A 12,062-nucleotide genomic window follows, 5' to 3' on the forward strand; every position below is an offset into this window, starting at 1 on the left:
TAGCGGACACTTGTACGTTGTTCTGAGTTGATGGTGACAGAAAGCAAAGAAGCGTGTCAAGAGTCACATGCTGAGGGCCTGGTGTTTTGGGTCTGGCTTTAGGGCTTCAGGGACTTTACCGGCCGGTTTTGCCAGAGCGCCCAGTCCTTCCCGACGGCCGCGGCCGCATCCTGCAGCAGGGGCAGGTACTCGGAGGTCAGCTTGTCCAGGCTTGTTTCCTGGGCGTGGACGGTAATGTTCATCGACGCGCGGACCACATTTTCTCCGTCGCGCACTCCCACGGAGATGGAGCGGACACCAGGGGCCAGTTCCTCGTCCGCCAGCGCCCACCCCTGACGGCGGACTTCATCCAGAATCTGCAGGACCTGATCATCATTGGAGCTGTTCGGCGCCGGCACGTTTGACCGGGAAGGCTGGGACAGGATCCGTAGTGCGTCCTCAGGGGCAAGGGCGGCGAGGAGGACTTTGCCCTGAGAGGTCAGCATCGCCGGGAATCTTGTCCCGACGTCGACCCTGAGTGCGATCAGTTTAGGCACGGCGACCCGGGCGACATAAATGATATCGGAGCCGTCGAGCTGAGCCATGGATGAGGACTCGCCGGTCTTCCCCACGAGGTCTTCCAAGTGGGGCCGGGCCATGTCCCAGAGCCCGAGCGCCCCGATGTAGGCCATTCCGAGTTCCAGGACTTTGGGCATCAGAGTGAAGACGCCGTTGGTTGCCCTGACATAGCCAAGCTCTTCCAGGGTCAGCAGGATCCGGCGGGCTGTGGGCCGCGCCAGTTCCGCCGACTGTGCCACCTTACTCAGGCTCATGTGCGGCTGTTCCGGCGAAAAGCAGCGCAGGACATCCAGTCCGCGTGCCAGTGCCTCGATAAAGTCCGGACCTGTACCCCGTTGCGCCATCGCGCACCTCCTGTTCTCTGGTGAGCCTTGACACATCCGCGCCAAAAGCTCATTCTATAAATATCCCACATCTTCGGACGATTGTCCGCTAGACGGACAATCCGAGTTCGAAGCCGAAAGGAACCACTGTGATAAGCACTCCCGAGCCGGAGGCCGCCCAGGCCCCGGCTGCCCGCCCCCTCGACGGGATCGTCATCGCCGACTTCTCCCGTGTGCTGGCCGGCCCGTATGCCACCATGCTGCTGGCAGACATGGGCGCCGAAGTCATCAAAGTCGAAAGCCCGGGCGGGGACGACACGCGCTCATGGGTGCCTCCGGTCCGCCCCGACGGCGTCTCGACGTACTACTCGGCCATCAACCGCAACAAAAAATCCGTCGTGCTGAACCTGAAGGACGAGGACGACCTCGCTGCTGCCAAGGAGCTCGCCGCGCGCGCCGACGTCGTCATTGAAAACTTCAAGCCCGGGGACTGGCGCGGTTCGGACTGGACTACAGCTCGGTGCGGGAACGCAACGAGGCTGTTATCTACTGCTCCATCAGCGGATTCGGCACCGCGGAAGGCGCCGCCCTTCCCGGGTATGACCTGATCGTCCAGGCCATGTCCGGGCTGATGAGCCTCACCGGGGACCCCAATGGTGAACCCTACCGCGCTGGAATCAGCGTCTTCGACGTCATGGCAGGGCTGCATTCGACCATCGGCATCCTCGCCGCCCTGCACCACCGTGACCGCACGGGTGAAGGGCAGAACATTGAAACGAGCCTCATGGCATCGGCCATGAGCGGGCTCGTGAATCAAACCTCCGCTTATGTTGCCGGAGGCGTCACACCGTTCAGGATGGGCAACGCCCACCCGAGCCTGTTCCCCTATGAAGCTCTTCCGACCAAAGACGATGACCTGATCATCACCGCCGGCAACAACGCCCAGTTCCGCAAGCTCTGCGCCGTACTGGACGTGCCCGAACTCGCCGACGATAAACGGTTCGTAGACAACGCCGACCGGACCCGACTCCGCGAAGAACTCCGCCCCCTGCTGGTGGAGCGATTGAAGACCCGGACCGCCGAAGAATGGTTCGAGAAGCTGAACGAAGCCGGCGTGCCCAACGGACCCATCAACACTATTAAACAAGGCGTTGAATACGCCCAGAAACTTGGGTTGCAGCCCGTCGTCCAGATCGGCCCCGGGGACAAAACCGTCCTAGGCGTGCGCAACCCGATCACGTTCTCCGCAACCCCGGCACGGTACGATCTGGCACCGCCGGAGCTGGGCGAACACACCGATGAGATCCGTGCTTGGCTTGCCGCCGCCGTCCCGACCGCCTCAACCCTTGGAGCATCATGAACCCTATCCTCGAGCAGGAAAAGCTGCAGTTCCCGACCTCACTGGGAACATCCACCGCCACAGAAATCCGCCTCCTGGGCCAGGACCTCGCCGCGGACCTGATGGGAAAAGTCAGCTTCGGTGAACTCGCCTTCTGGCTCGTGGCGATGCGCCGCCCCGCGGCCGGGGAACTGCGCGTCTTTGAATCCGTCCTGGTGGCACTGGCCGATCATGGCTTCACGCCGACCGCCATCGCAGCCCGGCTCACCTACCTCAGCGCCCCGGATTCTCTCCAGGGAGCCATGGCCGCCGGTCTGCTCGGTGGAGGCTCACGGTTCCTCGGCGTGACTGAGGACTGCGGCCAGTTCCTGGCTGCCACCCTCGCCGCCCATGAGGGGGACCTCCCGGACACCGAGGCCGGATGGGATGACCTCGCACTCGGGGCGATCACTGCCCAGCGGTCAGCAGGCAAATTCGTTCCGGGGCTGGGCCATCCGAACCACAAGGTCCAGGATCCACGGACGCCGGTGCTGATCGGTATCGCCGAAGAGGAAGGCCTGCGCGGGCCCCACCTGCGCCTTTTCGAGGCCATCGGCCGGATGAGCGAAAAAGCCCTCGGCCGCAAACTGCCCCTCAACGGAGCCGGTGTCTGTGGCGCCGCCCTGGCCGATCTCGGCCTGCCGACGGATCTGTTGCGCGGATTCGCCCTGCTGGCACGGGCAGCCGGCCTGCTCGGGCAGATCGCCGAGGAGCGGCGGAACCCGATCGGCATGGACGTCTACATGGCGGTGGACCGGAACGCCGTCTATGTCGATCCTCAATCACCCCCAGCACCGGACGAAAACTAAAACCAGCAGGGCCCGTGCGGCCCGCAGCCAAACCCGGCCGCTCCCGGAGCATGCCGGCCGAAATCAAAGGAGATGCCATGGCTGAACTGACGGCCGTACTGGCCAGCACCCACCACCCGTTCTACCTCAAGGCCACCACCGCGCCCCCGGAGGAACGGATGCCGCAGGCGGACGAGTGGAAACGCAAAGTCGAGGCCTACCGGGAAACGCTGACCGCAGCGGAGCCGGACATCCTGGTCATGGTCGGAGCCGACCACTTCCACCAGTTCTTCCTGGACAATTACCCGACGTTCATGATCGGCAAGCAGGAAAAGTACGACGCGACCTTCTACAACGAAGAGCGCGAATTTGGGATTCCGAAGTACGTCCTCGACGGGGACGTCGCCTTCTCCAACTTCATGCACCAGGGCCTCATGGACCGCGGTTTCGACTTCTCCTTCAGCCACGAACTCAAAATCGACCATTCCATCATCTGCCCGATCATCACCGTCCGCCCTGATGCTGACCTGCCCGTGATCCCTATTTATACGAACATTTTCGCCCCGCCGCTGCCCTCACCGAAACGGTTCTGGGACCTTGGCCGCGCGATCCGGCAGGTCATCGACGAGTACCCGACGGACAAAAAAATCGCCGCGGTCGGCACCGGGCACCTGTCCCTGGAGCTCGGCGGCCCCCGTCAGTTCGGCGAGCACGGGCCAGACCCGGAATTCGACCATCAGGCGATCGAATGGCTCTCCACCGGCAACATCGACGCCATTCTGGAAAACGTGACCCACGAATCCATGTCCGGCGCCGGGAACGCAACCCACGGGTTCATGGACCTGATCCTGATGATGGGCATCGCCGGCCCCGAAAATGCGGACTACGTGGACCAGCTGGATCTCTACCACACCAGGGAAATGTTCATGACTTGGTACCCCAACAAGAACGAGAAGCAGGCCGCCGCAGCCGGGCAGGCCGCAGCTGTCTCCGGCGGCACGGCCGGACCGGTCACCGCCAAGGAAGGAGTTTCAGCGTGAGCAAGTACTACGTCAACAAGTTCCTGTACACCGTTGACAGGGATCCCCGTTGGGTCGCCCGGTACAAGGAAGACTCCGCCACCGCCCTGGCCGATTGGGAAAAAGAAGTCGGCATCTGGCTCAACGAGGTCGAGAAAACGTCATGGGTGTCTTTCACCGACGAGGAGCGCCAGGCACTGGTCAACTACGACTACGTGTGGCTGTTCGAAAACGGTGCGCACTTCTTTCTCTCCCTGACCCTCTTCGTGGCCGTCTTCGAAGAGGACTACACAAAGGAACACGGCCCCTTGTCCTTCCAGAGGGAGTTCGCTAAAAAGCTGGACCACTGGCTGGGCCGGGACTACCCCTCGGTCTCACTCTAGGAACCGGCAGTGCCAATCCAAACGGTGAAGGTCATCGAAGGCACCGGCGCGCCGTTGCGGCGCACCAACGTCGATACCGACCAGATCATTCCGGCCAGCTACATGAAACGGATCACCCGTACCGGCTTCGAGGACGGTCTCTTCGCCGCCTGGCGCAGAGACCCCGGCTTCGTTCTCAATCACCCAGCCTTCGCCAGCGCCAAGGTCCTGATCGCCGGCCAGGACTTCGGGACCGGATCATCCAGGGAACACGCCGTGTGGGCAGTGATGGACTATGGCTTCCGCGCGGTCATCTCCCCGAGGTTCGCCGACATCTTCCGCGGAAATGCCGGCAAAGCCGGTCTGCTCGCAGCTCAAGTCACCGACCGGGACGTGAACCGCCTCTGGAACATGGTGGAGGCCGAACCTGGCCTGCCTTTGAGGATGGACCTGGAAAACCTGACCATTCAGGCCGGAGAACTTGTCATACCGTTCGAACTGGACTCCGACACCCGCTGGCGTCTACTCAACGGCCTGGACGACATTGATCTGACCCTGCAAAGCGAGGCTCTGATCACGTCCTTCGAACGACAACGCCATGGCTGGTTGCCAACCACAATCCCCAGTCGGTCAACTACTGAGCAACCGGAACCGTACCAACTAAGGGGTGACAAAAATGCCAGCACCGTCCACCGGCAGGAACGCTGACGAGATTAGCCGCACCCAGGACCTTCTTCGTCAGCGCAAGACGGCGGGCATCGGAACGGTACTCGGGGCCCGGCAAGAGAGCGCCGCTAGCATGGGCCGCCAGTCCTCCGTACTTGCAGACTGGCGGGAACTGCGCCCAGGCGACACCGTCGTCCTCCTGCCTTCAGCCGGAGAAGCAGTCGGAGGCATCATCGACGATGTCTCCTCGGACGGCTCCCTCATCTGGATCTTCCAGGATGACTGCGGCGGCCGCCGTCTCTTCCACCGCGCTGACAGCTGCAAAACCTTGCTCGACGTCGGCGCCCGGCCACGGGAACCTAATGCCTGAACAACTAAAAAAGACGCAGGAATCCACTTCAGGCACCTCAGATCCCACGCCTCGCGAAAGCTAGCCTCTCCCGGGATGACGCCCCGCAAACACCCTCCACCCGTCTTGAACTGAACCGGCGAAAACGGTCCGCAGATGTACCGCTGAGCCCACGTCCCATTTGAAAGGCAACACCATGTCAACCCAACCAGCGTCGGCTTCCACGCCGACAAAAGGCGGCGGCCTCGTTATCGCAATCTGCGCCGCCATGATTCTCTTCGACGGCTACGACCTCATCGTCTTTGGCAATGTCATCCCCTCCCTGATCGCCGAACCCGGCTGGGGCGTCACTCCCGCTATCGCAGGCCGGATTGCATCTCTGACGCTGGTCGGAATGCTTGTCGGCGCTCTGACGGCAGGGACTCTCTCTGACCGCTTTGGCCGTCGCAACGTTGTCATCGCCAGCCTGGCCTGGTTCTCCATCACGATGGCGGTGTGTGCAGTCGCTCCCAATGCCCAGGTATTCGAAATCGCAAGAATCATTGGCGGCTTCGGCTTGGGGGCACTCTTTCCCACGGTGACGGCACTTGTCATTGAAATAGCTCCCGAGCGCCGCAAGGCGATGGCCTACTCGTTCACACTCTTTGGCTACCTTGCCGGAGGCATCGTTGCCGGTGTCCTCGCTCTCGCGCTCATCCCCACGCTCGGCTGGCGGTCACTGTTCTGGGCAGGCGCCCTGCCCTTGCTGCTGGTCCCCGTGGCACTGAAGCTCCTGCCCGAGTCACCTGCATGGTTGGCAGCGAAGTCCCTTTCGGCAGAGGGCCAGGCAGCCGTACGAAAGAGCGCAACATCCTCCATCTCCGCATTGTTCAAAGACGGGCTGGCGCGAAACACGCTCCTCGCGTGGGGCATCCAGTTCTGCAGCCTGCTCCTGGTCTTCGGCATGGTCAACTGGCTGCCCACCATCATGATCGGCATGGGGTACAACCTTCAGTCCGCCCTCTTCTTCGCAGTCACGCTCAACGTCGGCGCCGCCATCGGATCCCTCATAGCCGCACGCATAGCCGACAAGGGCAGGACCAAGTCGGTCGTTGCAGTACTCTTCACGATCGGTTGTCTGGCAGTCGCTGCGCTTAGTTTCGGCCCGCCCACGGTCGTCATGTTTGCCCTGGTCGCTTTGGCAGGTGCCGGCACCCTGGGCACGCAAATCCTTGTCAACGTCTTCATCAGCTCCATTTACCCCGCCGAGATTCGTGGCACCGGCCTGGGCTGGGCACTGGGCGTCGGACGTCTTGGCGCCATCATGGGTCCGCTTATCGGCGGCGCCATCCTCGGTGCAGGAATGCCCGCACAGTTCAACTTCTACGTCTTTGCCATCGTCGCCGCAATCGGAATGCTCCTCGTCCTGCCCGTCGCTGTCAGCATCCGCAACAGCCAGAACAATGTCAACAACCTCAAGACCGTCAGGAACTAAGACATGATCAACGGAATGAGGGTCATCACCCTCGAAGAACACTTCGCAACACCCGACTACAGCAAAGGTGAAGGCGGCAACTTCGTACCCGATTTCGCCGAATCCGTAGCTCGACGTATCAGCGACGTTGAAAACCTGAGGCTTCCAGAGATGGACGCAGCAGGAATCGACATTCAGGTCCTATCCCTGACAACTCCGGGTGTCCAAGGCGAGAGCCGCAGCGCAGACGCCGTGGAAAAGGCCAGGAGAAGCAACGATGTGATGGCCAAAGTCGTCCGTGAACATCCCGACAGGTTCGCGTCATTCGGTGCCCTCCCCACCCAAGACCCACAAGAAGCAGTCAATGAACTAAAACGTGTGGTCCTAGACCTGGGGTTCAAGGGAGTGCTGGTCAACGGCCACACCGCAGGCGCCTACCTCGACCATCCCCGCTTCGACGTTCTCTGGGCAGAACTCTCCAACCTCAAAGTCCCGCTCTACATCCACCCCACATTCTCACCGGCACCCCTACCGCCGCTCCAGGGATACCCCGAGCTCGCTGGACCGGTATGGGGTTGGGGCTTCGAAACCGCCTCGCACGCTTTGCGCCTCGTCGCAGGAGGAGTTTTCGACAGACATCCTGAAGCACAAATCCTGCTGGGACACATGGGCGAAGGCCTCCCCTTCACACTGGACCGACTGGATGACCGATGGGCTGTACTCCAACACGCCACACCATTGGAACGGAAACCCTCCGACTACATCCGCAACAACATGTACGTCACCACTGCCGGCGTCGAGAGCGCTCCGCCGCTGCATTGTGCCCTTCAAGCCATGGGAAGTGACAGGGTGTTGTTCTCCGTGGATTACCCCTATCAGTCCGCAGAAACTGCAACAGAGTTTCTGCGGACTGTAGAAATCGAGCCCCCAGTCAAGGACGCCCTTGCATCAGGAAATGCCGCCCGGCTCCTGGGCCTATAAAAATGCGCCCCGCCGCCAGTTGGTGCGGCGGGGCAAACGCCGCCATTCGCCCGCACTCAAAAAAGCCGATAATGGACCATACGTTAACCCAGGGGTTCGGCATGTGGAGGAGTCCGTGGTTCCTATATCGCTATCGCCCCGAAGCTTCTCCATGCGGAGCCTACAAACGCTGCCACTACTGCCAGGGCCACAACCAAACCAAAGATTCTCCCTCCCCACTGCATACAAGAACGCTATCTCGCAGACGCTCAGTCCATTCAGACAATCGAATCAGCTGGTCTTTGGCGTTTGATGAATGGGGTATTCGTCCTCGCAGTCTGGTCCCATCGGTTGGGCGTTGACTGCTGGGACTGATTGTTTCATGACGAGGGGGCCACATGTCACTATCCCCTTGCGTTCAAGCAACGCTGATCGAGACTTCATAGCTGCCGCTTCCTTTCTCCAGCGTGCAAAGTAAAGGCCCAGATTCGGGTTGTCGTCTTGACCTGCGCGGCCCTTCGAACGGGGGCTGAATTCCCGGAACTTACGTTCGGAGAGTCTTCGAGTCTTTGCTATTGCCAATGTTCGTCATTGCTGTGGATGGGGACTATTATCGTCAAGCACAAAAACTCTGGCCTTAGTTATAGATCCCCATAGGGTTTGGTGTTAGATCTAATCCTGCACCCTGCGTTTATGTCTGAGCATAATGGCATGGCGACTGCATCACTGTGACACTTTTCACATGGTTAATCGATTGGAAAACACGGTTGCGCTAGTCACCGGTGCCGCGCAGGGTCAGGGTGCCGCCCATGTCGAGCGTCTTGCTCGTGAAGGTGCCCGGGTTATTGGAACGGATGTCCTTGATGAGCAGGGGGAGATGCTTGCCGAGCAGCTCACCGCTGAGGGGCTGAAGGTTGTCTACCGGCACGCCGACGTTTCATCCAAGGATGACTGGGACGCCGTCATTGCCAGCATGGATCCGAGCTGGGGTCCGGTCAACGTTCTGGTCAACAATGCCGGCATCGGGTCGCCCGCTGCCGTGTCCGACATTGGCATCGAGGAGTGGGACCGGGTCGTCCGGATCAACCAGACAGGCATTCTGCTGGGGATGCAGGCGGTCATTCCCGGGATGATTGCCCACGGTTCGGGCTCGATCATCAACATCGCCTCGTCCTGGGCGCACCGCGGCGGTACCGAAACCGGTGCCGTCGCCTACGTCACGACCAAGGCCGCCGTGCTGGGGATCACCAGGAACGCGGCCATGAACCTGGGCACGCGCGGGATCCGCGTGAACTCGATCTCGCCCGGCTATGTCCGCACCGCGCAGATCGAAGCAGCCGAAAAGACAGACCCCGAACGCGTGGCCAACGACGTGGCCAAGATTCCCATGCGCCGCATGGCCAAACCCGCCGAGATCGCCAAAGCCGTTAGCTTCCTGGCTTCGGATGATTCCTCGTACATCACCGGCATCGACCTCCTCGTCGACGGCGGCATCAACCTCACCTAAGCATCCCCCAATATCGCTGCGCTTTTGGCGTAGTTACAGATGACCAACACCCACGGAGTGTCCTATGACCATGAATCCATTTTCCCCGGAGCCTCGAAATAGCGGGGGTTCGTTCAGCCGTCGAACGTTGCTTCAAGTAGGGGCACGGCTGTTGCCGTTTTGGGCCTAGGAGCCCTTACTGCGTGTACCGGCAAGGGTGGTGCCGGGCAGGGCGGAGGCGGTGCCACGCCGGTGCGCGGTGGTTCGCTGCGGGTCGGGGCGACCTCGGGCGGCAGTGGGGACACCCTCGATGCCCAGAACCCCCTGACGACGATGGACTTTCTCCGCACGGGGGCGTTGTTCGAGCAGCTTGTGATGATGAACGGGACTACGGGCCGGCCGGAGTTGGTGCTGGCTGAGGCCATTGAACCCAATGCGGATGCCACCGAGTGGACCATCCGGGTCAAGCCGGACATCAAGTTCCACAACGGCAAGCCACTCACAGCCGATGACGTTCTGTTTTCACTGCGCCGGATCGAGCAGAACAAGTTCCCCGGGTTGAGCACTATCGGTCCTATCGATCTTGCGTCGGCGACGGTGATGGATAACCGTACGCTACGTATCCCGTTCACTGCCCCGTTTGCCATTTTCCTCGAGGGCCTGGCCGACGTCTTCGCCACTCGTATCGTTCCTCAGGATTATGATCCTGCAAACCCTGTTGGAACGGGGCCGTTCAAGTTCGGCTCCTTTACACCTGGGCAACGCTCGAGCTTCCCGCGTTTTGATGAGTATTGGCAAAATGGTCAGCCGTACCTTGATGAGCTCGTAATCATCAACTTCGCTGATGAAACGGCACAGATCAACGCGCTTCAGTCCGGCCAGATCGATCTGGTCAACCAGCTTTCCTCGACGTCTGTTGCGGCAGTCAAGTCCGCCGGCGGCAAGGTCGTCGTTTCGAAGACCCGCGGGTTCGTGCCGTTGACCATGCGTGTGGATACCGCACCGTTCAGTGATGTCCGCGTACGCCAGGCGTTGCGTCTGCTGGTTAACCGGGACGACCTCAACCAGCAGGTCTACGGTGGCTTGGGCGAGGTCGGAAACGATATCTATGGTGCGATCGATGCCGCCTACGAGGGCACGGTCCCGCAGCGCAAGCAGGATCTTGAGCAGGCCCGTTCGCTGCTGCGTTCGGCCGGGCATTCGGATTTGCAGGTCGAACTCGTAGCGGCCCCGACCGGCCCGGGCGCGGTGGCTATCGCAAGTGTTTTCGCCACTCAGGCCAAACAGGCCGGCGTGACCGTGAATATCCGCACCGAAGAATCTACTCAATTCTGGTCACAGTCCTATGGCAAGGCCGCCTTCGCCCAGAGCTTCTGGAACACCGGTTCCTACCTGACAATGGCTGGCCACGGCATCGCCGACGGGGCGCCCTTCAACGAGATCCACCAAACGGACCCCACCTGGCAAAGCACCTACGCAAAGGCGCTGGCCACCGTGGACAAGAATGCCCGCGATGAACTGGTCAAGGAACTGATGGCGTTCGACTACGAAAAGGGCGGCTACATCATCCCGGTCTACTTCCCAGGAATCGAAGGCATGACCTCCCGCGTGGGCGGAGTCAGCGAAAACATCACTGGCATACCCATCAACGGCAGCTCCGGATGGCAGAACATCTGGTTACAGGGATCATGATGGGCACGCAACAAACCATCACCAGCGCCGGAAAGGCACCGCACTCGAAGCCGGGCCGGCCTCGTGTTCAGCATCCTGTCCGGGACCTCCTTCTATGGAGGGTTCCATTGGGGCTCATGTCAGTGCTTTTCGTCGGAGTGCTCACGTACTTGGCTACCAGAATCCTTCCCGGCGATGCTGCCCAGGCTGTGCTTGGGCAGTACGCCACCCCCGAGGCTGTTGCGGCGTTGCGGGAAGAGCTCGGACTGAACCAGGGCCTCCTCCCCGGGTTGTTTTCCTGGTTCGGAGACTTCGTTTCCGGTCAGTATGGTGATTCGCTCGCCGCGCGGGTGCCAGTGACCGATGTCGTTATTCCCCGCCTACAGAACTCGGCGGTCTTGGTCATCATCGTCGCTCTGGCTTCGACATTGGTCGGCATTGTCGGCGGTGTCATCGCAGCGCACCGACGCGACGGCCTCTTCGACGACACAGCGTCCGTGATCGCTTTGGTTGTCAGTGCCTTGCCCGAGTTCGTCGTGGGCGTTTTTGTGATCTTCATTTTTTCTGTAGGGATCCTGGACTGGTTCCCGGCCGTGTCAATCATCTCACCGGAGGAACGTATCTGGGACCAGCCGATCAAACTGGTCCTGCCTGTCCTAACGTTGGTCATTGTCACCACACCGTACATGTTCCGCATGGTGCGAGCAGCGATGATCGAAGCTTTGACCAGTGATTATGCTGAAGTCGCACAGCTCAAGGGAGCGAGTTCGGGAAGGCTCTTGTTTCGGCACGCTCTCCCCAACGCTGTTGCACCGGCCATTCAGGTTTTTGGTCTGAACCTGCTGTATCTCGCTGGCGGCATTGTGCTCGTTGAAACCGTCTTCCAGTACCCCGGCATCGGCCTTGCATTGGCCGGCGCCGTTCAAACACGCGACGTCCCTGTCCTGCAGTTCATCGTCGTCCTGCTTGCGATTTTCTACGTAGGACTGAACATCCTCACTGACCTGTTCGTGCTTCTTTCGACTCCGCGCAGACGCGCACCTAGGTAG

The 12,062-nt window shown here is 60.9% G+C and carries 11 protein-coding genes and 1 pseudogene; 11 read left to right on the forward strand and 1 reads right to left on the reverse strand.

Translation table 11 applies throughout. The features are described 5' to 3' along the window. Nucleotides 1-98: 98 nt before the first annotated feature. On the reverse strand, nt 99-902 hold the full coding sequence (locus CGK93_RS10080) for an IclR family transcriptional regulator domain-containing protein (RefSeq protein ID WP_089594704.1): 804 nt from the start codon (nt 900-902) through the stop codon (nt 99-101). A gap of 236 nt (nt 903-1,138) precedes the next feature. Here CGK93_RS10080 and CGK93_RS10085 point away from each other — a divergent pair. From CGK93_RS10085 to CGK93_RS10135, 11 genes and pseudogenes are all read left to right on the forward strand, one after another. After that, nucleotides 1,139-2,241, forward strand: a pseudogene (locus CGK93_RS10085) (CaiB/BaiF CoA transferase family protein). Continuing rightward, nucleotides 2,238-3,068 (forward strand): citryl-CoA lyase, encoded by an 831-nt coding sequence (locus tag CGK93_RS10090; RefSeq protein ID WP_089594705.1) that lies wholly within the window; start codon nt 2,238-2,240, stop codon nt 3,066-3,068. The pseudogene CGK93_RS10085 and the gene CGK93_RS10090 overlap by 4 nt, the downstream one beginning before the upstream one ends. A 77-nt stretch (nt 3,069-3,145) precedes the next feature. Further along, nucleotides 3,146-4,087 (forward strand): extradiol ring-cleavage dioxygenase, encoded by a 942-nt coding sequence (locus CGK93_RS10095; protein WP_089594706.1) that lies wholly within the window; start codon nt 3,146-3,148, stop codon nt 4,085-4,087. Further along, on the forward strand, nt 4,084-4,449 hold the full coding sequence (locus tag CGK93_RS10100) for a hypothetical protein (protein WP_089594707.1): 366 nt from the start codon (nt 4,084-4,086) through the stop codon (nt 4,447-4,449). Before CGK93_RS10095 ends, CGK93_RS10100 begins: the two co-directional genes overlap by 4 nt. 15 nt (nt 4,450-4,464) lie before the next feature. After that, nucleotides 4,465-5,136, forward strand: a complete 672-nt coding sequence (gene leuD, locus CGK93_RS10105; RefSeq protein WP_089597349.1) for a 3-isopropylmalate dehydratase small subunit — start codon at nt 4,465-4,467, stop codon at nt 5,134-5,136. After that, nucleotides 5,105-5,464 carry a hypothetical protein gene (locus CGK93_RS10110; RefSeq protein WP_089594708.1) on the forward strand — a complete coding sequence of 120 codons (360 nt, stop codon included), beginning with the start codon at nt 5,105-5,107 and terminating at the stop codon, nt 5,462-5,464. Before leuD ends, CGK93_RS10110 begins: the two co-directional genes overlap by 32 nt. 175 nt (nt 5,465-5,639) lie before the next feature. Then, entirely contained in the window at nt 5,640-6,917 is a 1,278-nt protein-coding gene (locus tag CGK93_RS10115; protein ID WP_089594709.1) for an MFS transporter, read from the forward strand. 3 nt (nt 6,918-6,920) lie between these two features. Continuing rightward, complete coding sequence (locus tag CGK93_RS10120) at nt 6,921-7,877, forward strand: amidohydrolase family protein (RefSeq protein ID WP_198318405.1); 957 nt, start codon at nt 6,921-6,923, stop codon at nt 7,875-7,877. A gap of 721 nt (nt 7,878-8,598) precedes the next feature. After that, nucleotides 8,599-9,363 carry an SDR family NAD(P)-dependent oxidoreductase gene (locus CGK93_RS10125; RefSeq protein ID WP_157731719.1) on the forward strand — a complete coding sequence of 255 codons (765 nt, stop codon included), beginning with the start codon at nt 8,599-8,601 and terminating at the stop codon, nt 9,361-9,363. A 231-nt stretch (nt 9,364-9,594) separates the two neighbouring features. Then, nucleotides 9,595-11,034, forward strand: a complete 1,440-nt coding sequence (locus tag CGK93_RS10130) for an ABC transporter substrate-binding protein (protein ID WP_089594711.1) — start codon at nt 9,595-9,597, stop codon at nt 11,032-11,034. A 116-nt stretch (nt 11,035-11,150) separates the two neighbouring features. Continuing rightward, entirely contained in the window at nt 11,151-12,062 is a 912-nt protein-coding gene (locus CGK93_RS10135; RefSeq protein ID WP_157731721.1) for an ABC transporter permease, read from the forward strand.

This window comes from Arthrobacter sp. YN (assembly GCF_002224285.1).
In the GTDB taxonomy this organism is placed as follows: domain Bacteria; phylum Actinomycetota; class Actinomycetes; order Actinomycetales; family Micrococcaceae; genus Arthrobacter.

Coding starts and splice junctions, on each gene's coding strand:
- CGK93_RS10125 (WP_157731719.1), top strand. CDS start 8,599: ATGGTTAATCGATTGGAAAACACGGTTGCGCTAGTCACCGGTGCCGCG.
- CGK93_RS10115 (WP_089594709.1), top strand. CDS start 5,640: ATGTCAACCCAACCAGCGTCGGCTTCCACGCCGACAAAAGGCGGCGGC.
- CGK93_RS10095 (WP_089594706.1), top strand. CDS start 3,146: ATGGCTGAACTGACGGCCGTACTGGCCAGCACCCACCACCCGTTCTAC.
- CGK93_RS10120 (WP_198318405.1), top strand. CDS start 6,921: ATGATCAACGGAATGAGGGTCATCACCCTCGAAGAACACTTCGCAACA.
- CGK93_RS10080 (WP_089594704.1), bottom strand. CDS start 902: ATGGCGCAACGGGGTACAGGTCCGGACTTTATCGAGGCACTGGCACGC.
- CGK93_RS10135 (WP_157731721.1), top strand. CDS start 11,151: ATGTCAGTGCTTTTCGTCGGAGTGCTCACGTACTTGGCTACCAGAATC.
- CGK93_RS10110 (WP_089594708.1), top strand. CDS start 5,105: ATGCCAGCACCGTCCACCGGCAGGAACGCTGACGAGATTAGCCGCACC.
- CGK93_RS10090 (WP_089594705.1), top strand. CDS start 2,238: ATGAACCCTATCCTCGAGCAGGAAAAGCTGCAGTTCCCGACCTCACTG.